Annotated in this window: 18 protein-coding genes; 6 read left to right on the plus strand and 12 right to left on the minus strand. The window is 53.7% G+C overall.

Features of this window, described 5'->3' with window-relative positions; all coding sequences use genetic code 11:
- Position 1: 1 nt before the first annotated feature.
- The 3 genes from otnC to ltnD are packed head-to-tail and all read right to left on the minus strand — an operon-like array spanning position 2 to position 2,804.
- The gene (otnC, locus tag AACU94_RS02450) at positions 2-640 is read right to left on the minus strand and encodes a 3-oxo-tetronate 4-phosphate decarboxylase (protein WP_130214473.1); all 639 of its coding nucleotides are present in this window, start codon (positions 638-640) and stop codon (positions 2-4) included.
- Positions 637-1,899 carry a 3-oxo-tetronate kinase gene (gene otnK, locus AACU94_RS02455; protein WP_135488871.1) on the minus strand — a complete coding sequence of 421 codons (1,263 nt, stop codon included), beginning with the start codon at positions 1,897-1,899 and terminating at the stop codon, positions 637-639. Before otnK ends, otnC begins: the two co-directional genes overlap by 4 nt.
- Positions 1,896-2,804, minus strand: a complete 909-nt coding sequence (gene ltnD / locus AACU94_RS02460) for an L-threonate dehydrogenase (RefSeq protein WP_135488872.1) — start codon at positions 2,802-2,804, stop codon at positions 1,896-1,898. Before ltnD ends, otnK begins: the two co-directional genes overlap by 4 nt.
- A 195-nt stretch (positions 2,805-2,999) precedes the next feature.
- Between ltnD and ygbI the strand changes: the two genes are divergently transcribed.
- The gene (ygbI, locus tag AACU94_RS02465; RefSeq protein WP_130214467.1) at positions 3,000-3,767 is read left to right on the plus strand and encodes a DNA-binding transcriptional repressor YgbI; all 768 of its coding nucleotides are present in this window, start codon (positions 3,000-3,002) and stop codon (positions 3,765-3,767) included.
- A gap of 50 nt (positions 3,768-3,817) precedes the next feature.
- On the opposite strand, the gene pphB is transcribed toward ygbI, so the two are convergent.
- Together pphB and mutS are read right to left on the minus strand one after the other, a co-directional pair.
- Entirely contained in the window at positions 3,818-4,474 is a 657-nt protein-coding gene (gene pphB, locus AACU94_RS02470) for a protein-serine/threonine phosphatase (RefSeq protein WP_135488873.1), read from the minus strand.
- A gap of 105 nt (positions 4,475-4,579) precedes the next feature.
- The gene (gene mutS, locus AACU94_RS02475) at positions 4,580-7,141 is read right to left on the minus strand and encodes a DNA mismatch repair protein MutS (protein ID WP_135488874.1); all 2,562 of its coding nucleotides are present in this window, start codon (positions 7,139-7,141) and stop codon (positions 4,580-4,582) included.
- A 286-nt stretch (positions 7,142-7,427) separates the two neighbouring features.
- On the opposite strand from mutS, the gene AACU94_RS02480 reads away from it, so the two are divergent.
- Positions 7,428-7,772: a nitrous oxide-stimulated promoter family protein gene (locus AACU94_RS02480; RefSeq protein ID WP_130207644.1), complete on the plus strand. Its 345-nt coding sequence runs from the start codon at positions 7,428-7,430 to the stop codon at positions 7,770-7,772.
- 40 nt (positions 7,773-7,812) lie between these two features.
- Here the strand turns inward: AACU94_RS02480 and AACU94_RS02485 are convergent, their stop codons facing one another.
- The 7 genes from AACU94_RS02485 to hypA form a co-directional block, all read right to left on the minus strand.
- Positions 7,813-8,241, minus strand: coding sequence for a TOBE domain-containing protein (locus tag AACU94_RS02485; RefSeq protein WP_130221542.1), 429 nt, complete (start codon positions 8,239-8,241; stop codon positions 7,813-7,815).
- 44 nt (positions 8,242-8,285) lie between these two features.
- Positions 8,286-10,364, minus strand: a complete 2,079-nt coding sequence (flhA, locus tag AACU94_RS02490) for a formate hydrogenlyase transcriptional activator FlhA (RefSeq protein ID WP_130207640.1) — start codon at positions 10,362-10,364, stop codon at positions 8,286-8,288.
- Between the two features lie 71 nt (positions 10,365-10,435).
- Entirely contained in the window at positions 10,436-11,446 is a 1,011-nt protein-coding gene (gene hypE / locus AACU94_RS02495) for a hydrogenase maturation carbamoyl dehydratase HypE (protein ID WP_135488876.1), read from the minus strand.
- Positions 11,443-12,564 carry a hydrogenase formation protein HypD gene (hypD, locus tag AACU94_RS02500; RefSeq protein ID WP_130207636.1) on the minus strand — a complete coding sequence of 374 codons (1,122 nt, stop codon included), beginning with the start codon at positions 12,562-12,564 and terminating at the stop codon, positions 11,443-11,445. Before hypD ends, hypE begins: the two co-directional genes overlap by 4 nt.
- Positions 12,564-12,836, minus strand: coding sequence for a hydrogenase 3 maturation protein HypC (hypC, locus tag AACU94_RS02505; protein WP_000334874.1), 273 nt, complete (start codon positions 12,834-12,836; stop codon positions 12,564-12,566). The genes hypD and hypC overlap by 1 nt, the downstream gene beginning before the upstream one ends.
- On the minus strand, positions 12,827-13,699 hold the full coding sequence (hypB, locus tag AACU94_RS02510; protein ID WP_135488877.1) for a hydrogenase nickel incorporation protein HypB: 873 nt from the start codon (positions 13,697-13,699) through the stop codon (positions 12,827-12,829). The genes hypC and hypB overlap by 10 nt, the downstream gene beginning before the upstream one ends.
- Before the next feature lie 3 nt (positions 13,700-13,702).
- Positions 13,703-14,053, minus strand: coding sequence for a hydrogenase maturation nickel metallochaperone HypA (gene hypA / locus AACU94_RS02515; protein WP_130207634.1), 351 nt, complete (start codon positions 14,051-14,053; stop codon positions 13,703-13,705).
- Positions 14,054-14,264: 211 nt separating this feature from the next.
- On the opposite strand from hypA, the gene hycA reads away from it, so the two are divergent.
- From hycA to hycD, 4 genes are all read left to right on the plus strand, one after another.
- Positions 14,265-14,726, plus strand: a complete 462-nt coding sequence (gene hycA / locus AACU94_RS02520; RefSeq protein WP_130207632.1) for a formate hydrogenlyase regulator HycA — start codon at positions 14,265-14,267, stop codon at positions 14,724-14,726.
- Positions 14,727-14,850: 124 nt separating this feature from the next.
- Positions 14,851-15,462 carry a formate hydrogenlyase subunit HycB gene (hycB, locus tag AACU94_RS02525; protein ID WP_001079186.1) on the plus strand — a complete coding sequence of 204 codons (612 nt, stop codon included), beginning with the start codon at positions 14,851-14,853 and terminating at the stop codon, positions 15,460-15,462.
- Positions 15,459-17,285, plus strand: a complete 1,827-nt coding sequence (hycC, locus tag AACU94_RS02530; RefSeq protein ID WP_135488878.1) for a formate hydrogenlyase subunit 3 — start codon at positions 15,459-15,461, stop codon at positions 17,283-17,285. Before hycB ends, hycC begins: the two co-directional genes overlap by 4 nt.
- 2 nt (positions 17,286-17,287) lie before the next feature.
- On the plus strand, positions 17,288-18,211 hold the full coding sequence (gene hycD / locus AACU94_RS02535) for a formate hydrogenlyase subunit HycD (protein WP_135488879.1): 924 nt from the start codon (positions 17,288-17,290) through the stop codon (positions 18,209-18,211).
- Positions 18,212-18,222 lie beyond the last annotated feature (11 nt).

An 18,222-nucleotide genomic window follows, 5' to 3' on the forward strand; every position in this document is an offset into this window, starting at 1 on the left:
ATTAACTCCTTAATTCCGCAATTTCACCTGCGGTCAGATAACGGATCGGGCGGTCACCGAGAATAAAAATCAGCTTTGCCGTTTCCTCCAGTTCTTCCATATTGTTGGCGGCTTCTTGCAGGCTTTCACCGCAAACGACTGGGCCATGATTTGCCAGTAAAAAAGCCTGATTATCTGCTGCTAGTTCCGCCAGATCCTGCGCGATGCGTTTATCGCCCGGGCGGTAATAGGGCACCAGCGGGACATTTCCCATCCGCATCACCACGTATGGTGTGAACGGACGAATAACGTTGCTGCTGTCCAGCCCTTGCAGGCAGGAAAGCGCCGTCGACCATGTGCTGTGCAAATGCACCACCGCTTTACAGCGCGGATTGTTGCGATACAGCGCCAGATGAAAGAGCACTTCTTTCGAGGGTTTGTCACCACTTAGCCATTCACCATCAGCGGTAACTTTGGAAAGTCGCTGCGGATCGAGATTGCCCAGGCAAGAGCCTGTCGGCGTCGCCAGTAAATTCCCGTCAGGTAAAAGCAGAGACAGATTGCCAGCCGAACCGGTGGCATAGCCGCGCTGAAAGAATGAACTGGCAATCCGCGTCATCTCCTCTCGCAAAGACTGCTCTGCTTTTGCGAAATCGCTCATGGTAAAAACTCTCTTTGGGCTCGTGAAAAAAAGACCTCATCGCCGAAGTTGCCGGATTTAAGGGCGAGTGAGACAGGCTTATCCAGTGCGTTTACCCACGGCACGCCGGGGGAAATGGTTGGGCCAATATGAAACCCTTTTATGCCCAGGCTCTGTGTGACTACGCCGGAGGTCTCACCGCCTGCGACAATAAAACGTGTCACGCCTTCCGCTGCTAACCGCGTCGCTAGTTGAGAAAACAGCTCCTCCACTGCCTGACTGGCTTTTTGTGCACCGTATTGCTGTTGAATTGCTGCCAGTGCGTCAGTGCTGGCGGTGGCAAAAACCAGAGGAGCAAGTTCACTTTCCTGGCTCAGAACCCATTCCGCCAGTTCGTGTGCATAAGCGGCCAGAGTTTCAGTTGAGAGGCAGCGTGCCACATCAACTTCACGGGCTGGTGCAATTTGACGGTAATGTGCCACCTGGCGGTTGGTCATTTGAGAGCATGACCCGGAGAGCACTACGCCGCGCCCAGCGAGCGGATGCCCCGCTTCGCGCGCCTGGCTACCGTTTTCTTGCGCCCACTGCCGGGCAAGGCCAATCGCCAGGCCAGAACCGCCCGTTACCAGTGCGGCATCGCGTAAGGCTTCTCCCTGTATTTCCAGATGGTGTTCGGTCAGCGCATCAAGCACCGCGTAGCGATAGCCCTCTTGCTGTAAGCGAGCCAGTTCCTGACGCACGGCTTCCACACCTTGTTCGAAAACATGCGCCGAAACGACGCCGCAGCGCCCTGTGGATTGCGCTTCAACCAGACGGGGAAGGTAGCTGTCGGTCATGGGATTTACCGGATGATGGCGCATCCCGGATTCGGCCAGTAGTTGATTCATAACGAACAAATAACCCTGATAAACCGTGCGTCCGTTGACCGGCAGAGCCGGAGAAAAGACTGTAAACGGCGTGTCGAGAGCATCCATTAATGCATCGGTAACCGGGCCGATATTACCTTTCGCCGTACTGTCGAAAGTGGAGCAGTATTTGAAATAAATCTGACGGCAACCTTGTTGTTGCAACCAGCGAAGAGCCGCCAGCGATTGCTGTGTGGCTTCAGCCACCGGGCAGGAGCGCGTTTTCAGACTGATTACCAGCGCGTCGATTGCCTCCGGCATTTCACCTGTTGGAACACCGTTGATTTGTACCGTTGGTAGACCGTTTTCCATCAGAAAACTGGCGATATCCGTCGCGCCGGTAAAATCATCGGCGATAACGCCAATCTTGATCATGATTTCGCTCCCGGTAGGGTTATGCCAGAGAAAATCTTGATGACTGCGCTATCGTCTTCTTTCCCGTAACCCGCGTTGCTGGCGCTGGTGAACATATTCAATGCTGTCGAGGCCAATGGCAGCGGGAAGTGCAGGGCTTTGGCGGTATCGGCAACCAGACCAAGATCCTTAACAAAAATATCGACGGCTGAATGCGGGGTGTAATCGCCATCCACCACATGACTCATCCGGTTTTCGAACATCCAGGAATTTCCGGCGGCATTGGTCACGACGTCATACATTACATCCAGTGGGATTCCCGCACGGGCAGCAAGCGCCATCGCTTCGGCTCCGGCCGCAATATGCACGCCCGCTAACAGCTGGTGGATAATTTTTACGGTCGAACCTAGTCCCGGTTCTGCGCCAATGCGATAAACTTTTCCGGCAACGGCTTCCAGCACGGGAGCCAGGCGTTCAAAGGCAACATCGCTACCGGAGGCCATGACGGTCATTTCACCGTTAGCAGCTTTTACCGCACCACCAGAAACCGGCGCATCCAGCATTTCCAGATTGAACCCAGCTAAAGCGGTAGCAATTTCTTGCGCATCAGCACTGGCGATAGTGGAAGAAACCATTACTGCCGTACTGGGTTTCAGATGTTGTGCAACACCTTTTTCACCAAACAGCACCTGTTTAACCTGGGCCGCATTGACCACCAGCACCAGAAGAGCGTCCAGTTTTTCGGCAAACGTCGCGGCGTTATCAGAAACCCCGCAAGCACCAGCCTCTTTCAACGTAGCGCAGGCATTGCTGTTCAGGTCTGCGCCCCAGGTAGAAAGACCTGCGCGGACACATGACAGCGCCGCTCCCATTCCCATTGATCCCAAACCAACGATTCCGACATGAAACTCAGATCCCGTCTTCATCTGCTCTCCTTGTTAATTTAAGTGATATTTTGTTTGATGTTGTGAATATAAGCGCCAGGAGATAACGATATGGTGAGCTTATTCACAAAAATTAACAATGTGTGTTATTTTATGTGAACTAAGCGATAGTTGCGCTGCGCATGTTTCGCAGGCAAATAGCGTAGAATGTCCGCAGGACAAAGGAAGGAGCAAAAGTTGATACCCGTAGAGCGTCGCCAAATCATCCTTGAGATGGTAGCTGAAAAAGGCATTGTCAGTATTGCTGAACTGACGGACAGAATGAATGTGTCACATATGACCATTCGTCGGGATTTACAAAAACTGGAGCAGCAGGGCGCCGTTGTGCTGGTGTCCGGAGGCGTTCAGTCTCCGGGACGCGTGGCGCATGAACCTTCTCATCAGGTAAAAACTGCGCTGGCAATGACGCAAAAAGCGGCGATTGGCAAGCTGGCGGCAAGTCTTGTTCAGCCGGGAAGTTGTATCTATCTGGATGCGGGAACGACCACGTTAGCGATAGCACAGCATCTGATTCACATGGAGCCACTCACAGTGGTTACTAACGACTTCGTTATTGCGGACTACTTGCTCGACAACAGTAATTGCACAATTATTCACACTGGCGGTGCAGTGTGTCGGGAAAACCGTTCCTGTGTCGGGGAAGCCGCTGCGACCATGCTGCGCAGCCTGATGATTGATCAGGCTTTTATTTCTGCATCGTCATGGAGTGTGCGGGGGATCTCTACGCCAGCAGAAGATAAAGTCACGGTGAAACGGGCGATTGCCAGTGCCAGCCGCCAGCGAGTTTTGGTCTGTGATGCGACGAAATATGGTCAGGTGGCGACATGGCTGGCGTTACCATTAAGCGAGTTTGATCAGATCATTACTGACGACGGTCTGCCGGAGAGTGCCAGTCGCGCGCTGGCGAAGCAGGATCTCTCTTTGCTGGTAGCGAAAAATGAATAATGGCCTGCAATAACACCGGGTTACTCATGCTTCACAGAAGAAGCATGAGACTACTTTATTTTATAAAATGACAGCCGTCCGCTTTTCGGCGATCCGGTATCAATGTAAATCTGGTTAGCGAACGTCTGAATGTTATCAAACATCATATGTCCAAATATAAAATAATCAGCGCCGTTTATTTCTTGTAACTCGCCATTAAGCGATTTCTGCACACGTTCAACAGGCCAGAGTAATTCGCTCTCCGCTATTTCTTTTCCGAACTGATATTCATTCCCCGGATAATCTGCATGTGCGATGACATATTTTATTATGTCGTTGGTAATTTCAATAATATGCGGAAGTTTATGGAATCTCAATAACAGATCTATTGCCTCTTGTTGTTCCGTATCATTTAAATCAAAAAACCAGTCACCGCCGCTGGCTAACCACATATTGCCATCGCCAGTCGAGAATGCATCAAGCGCCATCGTTTCGTGGTTGCCTTTTACGGTGTTAAACCAGGGCTGGTTTAACAGGCGCAGCACGTTAAGACTCTCCGGCCCACGATCAATGTTATCGCCTGTGGAAATAAGCAAGTCAGTTTCGGGACAAAAAGATAATTTATGTAAACGGGATTGTAATAATTGATAATCCCCATGAATATCACCAACGACCCATATATGGCGATAGTGATGGGCATTGATTTTTTGATAGCGTGTAGATGGCATGGTTTTACCCTGTAAAATAATATCTACTATTATACAGGGTATTTTTATTTGATTCGTCAGTTGTCGTTAATATTCCCGATAGCAAAAGACTATCGGGAATTATTTTTACACCAGACTCTTCAACCGATAAATCCACTCTAACGCCTGACGCGGGGTGAGTGAATCCGGGTCGAGGTTTTCCAGAGCTTCGACCGCAGGCGAAGTTTCTTCTGGTACTGATAGCAAAGACATCTGCGTACCATCCACCTGCGTCGCGGCGGCGTTCGGCGAAATGCTTTCCAGCTCACGCAGTTTTTGCCGTGCGCGCTTAATAACTTCTTTTGGCACGCCCGCCAGAGCAGCAACCGCCAGGCCGTAGCTTTTGCTCGCCGCGCCGTCCTGCACGCTGTGCATAAAGGCAATGGTGTCGCCGTGCTCCAGCGCATCGAGATGCACGTTGGCGACGCCTTCCATTTTCTCCGGTAGCTGGGTCAGCTCGAAATAGTGGGTGGCAAACAGCGTCAATGCCTTAATCTTATTCGCCAGATTTTCCGCACACGCCCATGCCAGCGACAGACCATCGTAAGTGGACGTCCCGCGCCCGATCTCATCCATCAACACCAGACTGTACTCGGTGGCGTTATGCAGAATATTAGCGGTTTCGGTCATCTCCACCATAAAGGTTGAACGCCCGGATGCCAGATCGTCCGCCGCGCCCACACGGGTAAAGATACGGTCAATCGGGCCAATCTCGACTTTTTGTGCCGGTACATAGCTGCCGATATAGGCCATCAGCGCAATCAGTGCGGTCTGGCGCATATAGGTACTTTTACCGCCCATGTTCGGACCGGTAATAATCAACATCCGACGCTGTGGCGACAGGTTCAGCGGGTTAGCGATAAACGGCTCATTCAGTACCTGTTCAACCACCGGATGGCGGCCTTCGGTAATGCGAATGCCAGGTTTATCAATAAAGATCGGGCAGGTGTAGTTCAGGGTATAGGCCCGTTCCGCCAGGTTCACCAGCACGTCGAGTTCCGCCAGCGCGCTCGCGCTCTGTTGCAGCGCTTCCAGATGCGGCAACAGCAGGTCGAACAACTCTTCATAAAGCTGTTTTTCCAGTGCCAGTGCTTTGCCTTTTGAGGTGAGAACTTTATCTTCGTACTCTTTCAGCTCTGGAATAATGTAACGTTCAGCGTTTTTCAGCGTCTGGCGACGCATGTAGTTGATTGGTGCCAGATGGCTTTGTCCACGGCTGATCTGAATGTAATAACCATGAACCGCGTTAAAGCCAACTTTTAGCGTGTCCAGGCCGGTACGTTCACGCTCGCGGACTTCCAGACGCTCCAGATAATCGGTCGCGCCGTCAGCCAGCGCCCGCCACTCATCCAGCTCTTCGTTATAGCCCGGTGCGATAACACCACCGTCGCGTACCAGCACTGGCGGTGTGTCGATGATTGCCCGCTCCAGCAGCTCGCGCAGCTCGGCAAACTCGCCCATCTTCTCACGCAGCGCCTGTACCGGTGCACTATCGACAGTTTCTAACTGCGCGCGCAGTTCCGGCAGTTGTTGGAAAGCGTGACGCATACGGGCGAGATCGCGCGGGCGAGCGGTACGCAACGCCAGACGCGCCAGAATACGCTCCAGATCGCCGACCTGCCGCAGTACCGGCTGCAGCTCGGCGGTAAAATCCTGCAATGCGCCAATAGTTTGCTGGCGCTCAAGCAACACGCGGGTGTCGCGCACTGGCATATGCAGCCAGCGTTTCAGCATACGACTACCCATCGGCGTTACAGTGCAGTCGAGCACAGAAGCCAGCGTATTTTCCGCACCGCCCGCCAGGTTCTGGGTGATTTCCAGGTTACGACGCGTCGCGGCATCCATAATGATGCTGTCCTGCTCACGTTCCATGGTGATAGAACGAATATGCGGCAGGGTCGTGCGTTGGGTATCTTTCGCATACTGCAACAGGCAACCGGCAGCACAAAGCCCGCGTGGCGCATTCTCGACGCCGAAACCAATCAGATCACGAGTGCCAAATTGCAGGTTCAACTGCTGGCGCGCGGTGTCGATTTCAAACTCCCACAGCGGGCGACGACGCAGGCCGCGACGACCTTCAATCAGCGACATCTCGGCGAAATCTTCTGCATACAGCAGTTCCGCTGGATTGGTGCGTTGCAGCTCTGCCGCCATCGTTTCGCGGTCAGCCGGTTCGCTCAGACGAAAACGACCGGAACTGATATCCAGCGTCGCGTAGCCGAAACCTTTGCTGTCCTGCCAGATAGCCGCCAGCAGGTTATCCTGACGCTCCTGCAACAGGGCTTCATCGCTGATGGTGCCTGGCGTAACGATACGGACAACTTTGCGCTCAACCGGACCTTTGCTGGTCGCCGGGTCGCCAATCTGTTCGCATATAGCGACGGACTCGCCCTGATTCACCAGTTTGGCGAGATAGTTTTCCACTGCATGGTAGGGAATACCCGCCATCGGGATCGGCTCGCCCGCAGACGCGCCGCGTTTGGTCAGCGAAATATCCAGCAGCTGCGACGCCCGTTTTGCGTCGTCATAAAACAGCTCGTAAAAGTCACCCATCCGGTAGAACAGCAGGATCTCCGGATGCTGGGCTTTCAGCTTGAGATACTGCTGCATCATTGGTGTATGGGCGTCGAAATTTTCTATTACACTCATGGAATTAGATCCGGTTCCCTGATGTTAAATGTAGTGTGATGGTTTTTATTTTCGTTGTAATCACATAAGGCGCACATGATACCGGAGTTAATCATTTCAGGGGAAGACGCGAAAGGTGAGTTCTTGATGCCGGTTCCGCGAAAAATGCTGCTTTGCAGCTTTTGCGTGATGACTATGAAACAAGATCGCAAAATTACATCGGTTGAAGAAACCTCCTCCTTCAGAGCCATAGTCCCCTTTAGAATTAAGTTGTAATATAAATGCACCTTAAGAGTATGGAGGCAGCATGTCCGGCAAGCGTATCTCTCGTGAAAAACTGACGATTAAAAAAATGATCGATCTTTATCAAGCGAAATGCCCGCAGGCGTCAGCGGAGCCGGAGCATTACGATGCGCTGTTTGCTTACGCGCAAAAGCGGCTGGATAAATGTGTGTTTGGCGAAGAGAAACCGGCCTGTAAACAGTGTCCGGTGCACTGTTACCAGCCTGCGAAGCGTGAAGAGATGAAGCAGATTATGCGGTGGGCGGGGCCGAGAATGCTGTGGCGTCATCCGATCTTAACCGTGCGTCATCTGATTGATGATAAACGTCCAGTACCAGAACTGCCGGAAAAATATCGCCGGAAGAAATAAATTTGCCGGAGGAATTTATTCTCTCCGGCAAGTACGGCGCTTACGCTTTGGTCGCAATCAGGATTGCTGATGCCTTGATCAACGCAATAACGCGCGATCCTGTGGTGAGTTTCATTTCATCCTGGCTTTCATTGGTTACCACAGCCACAATTTCAAAACCCGCATCTGTTTTGATATGGACAGTGGCATTCACTGCGCCTTCGGTGATTTTCGACACGCTGCCAGCAAACTGGTTGCGAGCGGAGAATTTCAGTCCACAGTCTTCCGTTGCCAGCGTTACCCACGGGGCTTTAATCAGGGCAATCGCTTCTTTCCCTTTTGCCAGCCCCAGGGCTTGCTGGCTACTGTGGGTAACAATTGCCACCAGCTTTGCGCCACCTGCCAGCGTCAGTTCTACTTCATCATTCACCGCGCCCATTGCGACTGCGCTAACTGTTCCGGTTAATTGATTTCTTGCTGAAACTGCCATACTGCCTCCTTTCATTGAATGTTGATCGAGTATAACCACATCTGTTAAACCAATGCCGCTTTATCTATCCCCAGCCGCTTCATCCGTGACAGCAGAGTGGTGCGTTTTAACCCCAGACGTTGTGCAGCGCCTTTTGGCCCGGCAACCACGCCATTAGTCTCTTTTAATACGCGGACAATCAGTTGATATTCATCTTCGCCTTCCTGGGCGACGACCGTCGCGGCCGGTGGTGTTTCAGGTTCTGACAGAGGGATATCGGGTAAAGAGAGTTGTAGAACGTTACCGCGAGTCAGCAACACCGCGCGCTCAATGACGTTTTCCAGTTCGCGCACGTTACCTGGCCATTCCATATTGCTCAATGCGCGCAGAGTCTCGGCAGGAATGCTGTCAATATTACGACCCAGGCGGCGGGCAATTTTAAATGTAAAGGCTTTAGCCAGCAGCGGAATATCTTCCGGGCGCTCGCGCAGCGGCGGCAGATGAATCGGGAAGACGTTCAGGCGGTAGTAGAGATCGCTACGGAACTCGCGGTCGGCGACCATTTTTTTCAGATCGCGGTTAGTCGCGGCGATTAAACGCACGTCCGTCTGAATGATTTTGTTGCTGCCGAGGCGTTCGAATTCCTGTTCCTGCAATACGCGCAGCAACTTCGGCTGTAACTCCAGCGGCATATCGCCCACTTCATCGAGGAACAGCGAGCTTTTATCCGCCAGTTCAAAACGACCAATGCGCTGAGCGCTGGCACCAGTAAAGGCACCACGCTCATGACCAAACAGGTCACTTTCCAGTAATCCCGCAGGCATGGCGGCGCAGTTCATCTTCACCATTCGCCGACCATTGCGGTTGCTAAGATTGTGGATCGCGCGGGCAATCAGTTCCTTACCTGTCCCCGTTTCACCGAGAATGAGTACGGTACTGTCGCTTTGCGCTACCATCTCAACCTGCTTGAGCACGCTATACATGGCTTCGCTGCGACCAATAATCTCGCCAAATTCGCTATCCACATTATTGAGCTGTTCGGTCAGAGCAAGGTTTTCATCAACCAGGCGCTCCTTCAGACGGTGGATTTCCTGATAGGCGAGGGCGTTATCCACGGCAATCGCCACACGTTCCGCAATCTGGCGCAGCAAACTCAGGTTAGTGGTGGTAAAGGTTTTCTCTTCGCACTGCGCCAGTTTCAGCACGCCCAACATGGTGTTGCCAGACATCAACGGTAGCAGGCACAGCGTCTGGATCTGGTTGCCCCAGGTGTCGAACAACATGCGTTCGTAGGGGGCTAAATTGTCTCGCTCGTGGAGATTAAGCAGCAGCATCTCTTTGCTTTTAAATACGCGCTCAGTGAGGGTTCCCGCCTCATCAACTTCACTCTGTTCGTGAGTGGGATGCTGTTTATCGAGATAGTGAGTAGAGTAAACGTTGAGTTTGTTTTTGCGGTGGCTGCGTAAAACGATGCTGATATCGTCGATATCGAAGTAGTAGTGGATTTCTTTAGCCACTTCGCTGACCAGCTCGTCCATGTCCAGGCGAGAAAGTACCGCGTTGGTGATGGCAACCAGGATGCGGAAGTTATCCCGTTCCCGGCATAGCAGTTCGTAGTCGACATTGTTGATGACGCGGCTCTGAATTTGCTCGCTGACAACAGAAACAATCTGCGTAAATGTTTGCAGACGATTGAACTCTTTTTCGCTCCACGGGCGATCGTCATAACGAATAAATTCACAACCGCCAAAAATATGTCCTTCCGCGGCCTGCGGCATCAGGCAATAGTGACCAAATTTGGGGTATAGCCCACTCGTAGCCAGTTGTGGCCAGGTGTCACAAAATTCTTCGTAGCTGCAGTGCAGTGTGTCAGGGCGCGATAAAATGCTGCGCACCGGACCATGTGCCAGAATGGTTTCGTCTTCGTATTTAATAGGATTGTCTTTGTCACGCGACGCGTAATAAGTCGCACGTTGAGTCTGCGCTTGCCACAACACAATAGCTGCGTTGTCGGCGAGCGCAGAACGCTTTACCAGTTGCGAAAGAGCCTCACACAGCGAGGCCAGATCGGGCTGCTGCAATAGTGTCCGAGTGATGTCGAACAACCCTTGTTGCCCGAGATCACTCATCGGTGTATACGACATGTTGTTCTTCCAGGAAAGCACCGCTAAGCGGTGCAAAAGGTAAATGACAAATTCCAGGGGCTAGATTTTTATTAGCATATACGAGGTAGCGGTTCGGCGTGTGGTAGATCGAGAGTTCGTTTCACGCCATAAAGTCCAGCGAGACGAACACCTTTACGCTCAACCACTTCGCCAATTAATGCCGCATCTTGTCCCAGTGGGTGGGAACGCAGCGCCGCCAGCACTTGCTCTGCCGCGTTACGCTCTACAGCAATCACCAGCTTACCTTCGTTGGCAAAGTTGAGGGCATCCAGGCCCAGCAATTCGCAAACGCCACGCACGGCAGGTTTAACCGGCAGCGCTGCTTCTGAAAGTTCAATACCGCAACCGCAGGCTGCTGCGAACTCATGAACTACCGCGTTCACTCCACCACGGGTAGCATCGCGCAGCGCTTTCACGCCGGGAATGTCGCGCAGCGTCTGAATCAGCGGCGTCAGTACCGCGCAATCGCTGACCAGTTCGCCGTCCAGCCCCAGCTGCTCGCGCAGGTTAAGGATAGTTGCTCCGTGGTCGCCGAGCGTACCGCTAACCAGCAGAACATCGCCTGCGGCGAGAGTTTGTGCTCCCCAGTGAATATTCGCCGGAATTGCGCCCATGCCTGCGGTGTTGATAAACAGTTTATCTGCCGCCCCACGCTGTACCACTTTAGTATCGCCAGTGACGATGGCGATTCCTGCCGCGCGGGCGGTTTCTGCCATGCTGGTCACTACCGCTTTCAGCGTCTCCATCGGCAATCCTTCTTCGAGGATAAATCCACAGGAGAGATAACGTGGGATAGCGCCGCTGACCGCAACGTCATTGGCCGTGCCGCAAATCGCCAGCTTGCCGATATTACCGCCAGGGAAGAACAGCGGGTCGATGACGTAGCTGTCAGTGGAGAAAGCCAGACGATCGCCTTCTGCCATTAATTGCGCCAGGTCAAGACGTGCCTGATCTTCCTGTTCTGCCAGCCACGGATTAGCAAACGCCTCCATAAACAGGCTGTTGATTAATTGCTGCATCGCCTGGCCGCCGCTGCCGTGGGCGAGTTGGATATTATTCACACTTCACTCTCCTGCTGACGATACTGATACCATGCGGCACATGCTCCTTCGGAGGAAACCATAAGTGCGCCGAACGCGGTTTGAGGATTACAGGTGTTACCAAACAGCGGGCATTGATGCGGCTTACATTTGCCGGTCAATACTTCACCACAACGTGCGCGCGGGTCATCGCAAACCTGCTGCGGTGCTGGGCGGAAATGTGCTTCGGCATCGAATCGTTGATAATCCGGCGTCAGGTGCACACCAGAAGATTCAATCACGCCTAAGCCGCGCCATTCGCTGTCGCCATTGACGCAGAAGACGTCAGCAATCGCCTGTTGTGCCAGCAAATTACCCGCATCTGGCACCACTCGCCGGTACTGATTCTCTACCTTGCTGTGGGCCGCTATTTTCTGCTCTACCAGCATCACCACGCCTTGCAGTAGATCAAGTGGTTCGAAACCAGCGACCACCAGCGGGCGATGAAAATCGCTGGCGATAAAATTATAGGCGTCGGTGCCGATTACCATACTGACGTGGCCCGGCGCGAGGAACGCGTCGATGCCATTGTCCGGCTGTTCCAGCAAACTGCGCAGCGTGGGGATCAGCGTAATGTGCTGGCAGAAGAAGTAAAAATTCTGCACATCGCGGGCTTTTGCCTGTTGCAGCGTGATTGCGGTGGTCGGCATGGTGGTTTCAAACCCTAAGCCGAAGAACACCACTTTACGAGTTGGATTCTCCTGCGCCAGTTTCAACGCATCCATTGGCGAGTAAACGATACGCACATCAGCACCGCGTGCTTTTGCCTGCAACAACGACCCCTGTTTCCCCGGTACGCGCATGGCGTCGCCAAAGGTACAGAAGATGACTTCCGGATGGCTGGCAATTTCCACGCAGGTGTCGATTCTGCCCATCGGCAGAACGCACACCGGGCAGCCCGGACCGTGGATAAACTCAACGTTTTCCGGCAGTAACTGGTCGAGGCCGAATTTAAAAATGGCGTGGGTATGACCACCGCACACTTCCATAATCCGCAGAGGGCGTTCGGCGGTGTAAGAGAGATGTGAAGCACGTTCGCGCAGATGCTCAATTAACTGCATCACCTGTTCCGGCGCGCGATATTCATCAACAAAACGCATTATTTTTCCTCGCCATACAACAGCGCACCGACATCCGGCTCAACATCAAACATATTTTGTAAGGCGTCGAGAGTGTCGCGCGCTTCGGCTTCATTAATTACGCTCATGGCAAAGCCAACGTGAACCAGTACCCACTGGCCCACGCGTGGCTGACCGTTTTCATCGCAGCTGCCGACTAGCGTTAAATCGACATCGCGCTGAATGCCGCAGACGTCGACTTTCGCCAGGTTGCCGTCAATGGTGCGAATCTGGCCAGGAACGCCTATGCACATCGCTGTGCCTCCAGCCAGTTCAGCCACTGGTCCATCCCTTCGCCGCTGGTGGCGGAAATAAGGATGATTTCAATTTCTGGATTGACTTCGCGGGCGCAGGCGATGCACTTCTCAACGTCGAAATTGAGATACGGCAGCAAGTCAACTTTGTTGAGCAGCATCAGCGAGGCGGCGGCAAACATATGCGGATATTTCAGCGGTTTGTCTTCACCTTCGGTAACGGAAAGCACCGCCACTTTGTGTTTTTCACCGAGATCGAAGCTGGCCGGGCAAACCAGGTTGCCAACGTTTTCGATAAACAGAATACCGTTATCGGCCAGTGGCAGGCGCGGTGAGGCATCAGCGATCATCTGGGCATCGAGATGGCAGCCTTTACCGGTATTCACTTGAATCGCTGGTGTGCCGGTAGCGCGAATGCGGGCTGCATCGTTCACGGTTTGCTGGTCGCCTTCAATCACTGCACACGGAACGCTGTCTTTCAGGCGCATTAAGGTTTCCGTCAGCAAGGTAGTTTTACCGGAACCAGGGCTGGAAACCAGGTTGAGTACCAACTGATTGCGGGCAGCAAAGCGCGCGCGGTTGCGTTCGGCCAGACGGTTGTTTTTGTCCAGCACGTCAATTTCGACTTCCAGCATCCGACGCTGGCTCATACCTGGCGCATGAGTGCCCGCTTCGCCATGACCATAATGCAGGTCGCCTTCTTCGGTCTGGCTGGGGGTAAATTCAGGCGCTTTAATGCCGGTGATTTTCATCTTCGGCCGTGCCGCCGGGGCAAATGGCGCGCTACGAAACGCGGAATGAGGGTTATGTTCATCACCCTCGATATACAGGTTGCCTTCACCGCAACCGCATGTTGTACACATCGCTCACTCCTGGTCTATTTCTATCCGCCGAATCTGTAAACCGTCGTCTGCCACAATGCGCAGCATGTCGCCATGACACTGTGGACAGCGGCGGACGCGCTGGGTCAGTAGCGTCACATACTGCTGGCATGTTTCACACCAGCACTCGGCCTCTTGTTCTTCGAGGTGCAGTTTACAACCTTCTGCCACGCTGCCGCGGCAAACCAGATCAAAACAAAAGGCAAGAGAGCTGGTTTCGACACAAGAAAATGCGCCAATTTTGAGCCAGACCGCAGTTACGCGTTTTGCGCCGTGCTGTATGGCCTGCTGTTCGATCAATTCCAGTGCCCGCTGGCAGAGGGTTATTTCGTGCATATCGCCTCCCATTAACTGTTGCCCGTGACAAGCAATAATTATGCCAGTGTTGATTATCCCTGATGTGAACAATGTCGATGATGTCGAAATGACACGTCGTCATGGCGTCGAAAGTCGGTTGTCTTATGAAAAATATATAAATAACAATGAGATAAAAATTGGCACAAAAAATGCTTAAGGCTGGCATCTCTGTTAAACGGGTAACCTGACAATGACTATTTGGGAAATAAGCGAGAAAGCCGATTACATCGCACAGCGGCATCGTCGCCTACAGGACCAGTGGCATATCTACTGCAATTCGCTGGTTCAGGGGATCACGTTATCAAAAGCGCGTCTGCACCACGCCATGAGTTGCGCGCCAGATAAAGAACTCTGTTTCGTACTTTTTGAACATTTTCGCATCTACGTCACCCTGGCGGATGGTTTTAACAGCCACACCATCGAGTACTACGTCGAAACGAAAGACGGCGAAGACAAGCAGCTGATTGCACAGGCTCAGTTAAGCATTGACGGCATGATTGATGGCAAGGTCAACATCCGCAATCGCGAACAGGTTCTGGAACACTATCTCGAAAAAATCGCTGGTGTTTACGACAACTTATACACCGCCATTGAGAACAATACGCCGGTGAATTTAAGCCAACTGGTAAAGGGACAAAGCTCAGCAGCATGAGCTGAGGCTTTGTCCGGTTTGCAGGCATCATGCCTGTTTGGGGATGGGCGTGTCGATGAGTGTCGAAAATGACATTTCATCGGCATGTTTTCGTCAAAAATGACAATCACCTGAGGAATGCCCGGTGAATCGTTTTGTAATTGCTGACTCCACGCTCTGTATCGGCTGCCACACCTGTGAGGCCGCCTGTTCAGAGACGCATCGCCAGCACGGCCTTCAGTCTATGCCGCGCCTGAGAGTGATGCTAAATGAAAAAGAATCTGCGCCGCAGCTCTGTCACCACTGTGAAGATGCGCCCTGTGCGGTGGTCTGCCCGGTTAATGCTATCACTCGTGTTGATGGGGCCGTGCAGCTGAATGAAAGCCTGTGCGTAAGCTGCAAACTGTGCGGCATCGCCTGTCCGTTCGGCGCAATCGAATTTTCCGGCAGCCGTCCGCTGGATATTCCTGCAAATGCCAATACCCCGAAAGCGCCACCGGCACCGCCTGCTCCGGCGCGTGTCAGCACATTGCTTGACTGGGTGCCGGGTATTCGCGCGATCGCCGTCAAATGTGACCTTTGTAGCTTTGATGAACAAGGTCCGGCCTGCGTGCGGATGTGCCCGACCAAAGCCCTGCACCTGGTGGATAACACCGATATCGCCCGCGTTAGCAAACGTAAGCGTGAGCTGACCTTTAACACGGACTTTGGCGATCTCACCTTGTTTCAGCAGGCTCAAAGTGGAGAGGCTAAATGAGCGCAATTTCCCTGATCAATAGCGGCGTGGCGTGGTTTGTCGCCGCCGCTGTTCTGGCATTTCTCTTTTCTTTTCATAAGGCACTAAGCGGCTGGATAGCCGGAATTGGCGGCGCGGTTGGTAGTCTGTATACGGCAGCCGCGGGCTTCACTGTACTGACTGGCGCGGTTGGCGTGAGCGGTGCGCTGTCGCTGGTAAGCTACGATGTGCAAATCTCTCCGCTTAATGCGATTTGGCTGATTACGCTCGGCCTGTGCGGCCTGTTTGTCAGCCTCTACAACATTGACTGGCATCGCCACGCACAGGTGAAGTGCAACGGCTTGCAGATCAATATGTTGATGGCTGCCGCCGTGTGCGCCGTCATCGCCAGCAACATCGGCATGTTCGTGGTAATGGCCGAAATCATGGCCCTGTGCGCAGTGTTCCTCACCAGCAACAGCAAAGAGGGCAAACTGTGGTTTGCGCTGGGGCGTCTTGGCACTCTGCTGCTGGCGATTGCTTGCTGGCTACTGTGGCAGCGTTACGGCACGCTGGATCTGCGCCTGCTGGATATGCGCGTGCAGCAACTGCCGCTCGGTTCCGATATCTGGCTGCTCGGCGTGATTGGCTTTGGCCTGCTGGCCGGGATTATCCCGCTGCACGGCTGGGTGCCACAGGCACATGCTAACGCCTCTGCGCCAGCTGCCGCGTTGTTTTCTACGGTCGTTATGAAAATTGGCCTGCTGGGCATTTTAACCCTGTCGCTGCTGGGTGGTAACGCGCCGCTGTGGTGGGGGATCGCGCTGCTGGTGCTCGGCATGATCACCGCGTTCGTCGGCGGTCTGTATGCGTTGATGGAGCACAACATCCAGCGTCTGCTGGCTTACCACACCCTGGAAAATATCGGCATCATCCTGCTGGGGCTGGGCGCTGGCGTAACGGGTATCGCGCTCGAACAACCGGCACTGATTGCTCTTGGCCTGGTCGGTGGTCTGTACCATCTGCTTAACCATAGCCTGTTCAAAAGCGTACTGTTCCTCGGGGCGGGGAGCGTCTGGTTCCGTACCGGTCATCGCGATATCGAAAAACTCGGTGGTATTGGCAAGAAAATGCCGGTTATCTCCATCGCCATGTTAGTCGGGCTGATGGCAATGGCTGCGCTGCCGCCACTGAACGGTTTTGCCGGGGAATGGGTTATCTATCAATCCTTCTTCAAATTGAGCAATAGTGGCGCGTTTGTTGCCCGTCTGTTCGGGCCGCTGCTCGCTGTGGGTCTGGCAATTACCGGTGCGCTGGCGGTGATGTGTATGGCGAAAGTTTATGGCGTTACTTTCCTCGGCGCGCCGCGTACCACAGAAGCCGAAAACGCCACCTGTGCGCCACTCCTGATGAGCGTAAGCGTAGTGGCACTGGCGATTTGCTGCGTAATTGGCGGTGTTGCTGCGCCGTGGCTGCTGCCGATGCTGTCTGCTGCTGTACCTCTGCCGCTGGAGCCTGCTAACACCACCGTTTCTCAACCAATGATCACGTTGCTGCTGATTGCCTGCCCGCTGCTGCCATTCATCATTATGGCGATTTGCAAAGGCGACCGTTTGCCGTCACGTTCCCGCGGTGCGGCCTGGGTGTGCGGCTACGACCACGAAAAATCAATGGTGATTACCGCTCACGGTTTTGCCATGCCGGTTAAACAGGCGTTTGCGCCAGTGCTGAAACTGCGCAAATGGCTGAATCCGGTGTCGCTGGTGCCGGGCTGGCAGTGCGAAGGCAGTGCGTTGCTGTTCCGCCGGATGGCGCTGGTTGAACTGGCGGTACTGGTGGTGATTATTGTTTCACGAGGAGCCTGAGAATGAGTGTTTTATATCCGTTAATTCAGGCGCTGGTGTTATTTGCCGTTGCGCCGCTGCTCTCCGGTATAACCCGCGTGGCGCGCGCCCGCTTGCATAACCGTCGCGGGCCGGGCGTGTTGCAGGAGTATCGCGACATTATCAAACTGCTGGGGCGTCAGAGCGTTGGCCCGGATGCCTCCGGCTGGGTGTTCCGCCTGACGCCGTATGTGATGGTGGGCGTCATGCTGACTATCGCTACTGCGCTGCCGGTGGTGACCGTCGGTTCTCCGCTACCGCAACTGGGCGATTTGATCACCTTACTGTATCTCTTTGCCATCGCGCGTTTCTTCTTTGCCATTTCCGGTCTGGATACCGGTAGCCCGTTTACCGCTATCGGCGCGAGCCGTGAAGCGATGCTTGGCGTGCTGGTCGAGCCGATGTTGCTGCTAGGTCTGTGGGTCGCCGCACAGGTTGCCGGTTCCACCAACATCAGCAACATCACCGACACCGTTTATCACTGGCCGCTGAGTCAGAGCATCCCGCTGGTGCTGGCGCTTTGTGCCTGTGCGTTCGCCACTTTTATCGAAATGGGCAAACTGCCGTTCGACCTGGCGGAAGCCGAGCAGGAGTTGCAGGAAGGTCCGCTCTCTGAGTACAGCGGCAGCGGCTTTGGCGTCATGAAATGGGGTATCAGCCTGAAACAGCTGGTGGTGTTGCAGATGTTCGTCGGGGTGTTTATTCCGTGGGGACAAATGGAAACCTTCACCGTCGGTGGGCTGCTGCTGGCGCTGGTGATTGCCATCGTCAAACTGGTAGTCGGCGTACTGGTTATCGCGCTATTCGAAAACAGCATGGCCCGTCTGCGTCTTGATATTACTCCACGCATGACCTGGGCTGGGTTTGGCTTTGCATTTTTAGCGTTCGTCTCCTTGCTGGCGGCGTGATTAAAGAGAGT

Source organism: Escherichia sp. E4702 (assembly GCF_963883545.1).
GTDB lineage: Bacteria > Pseudomonadota > Gammaproteobacteria > Enterobacterales > Enterobacteriaceae > Escherichia.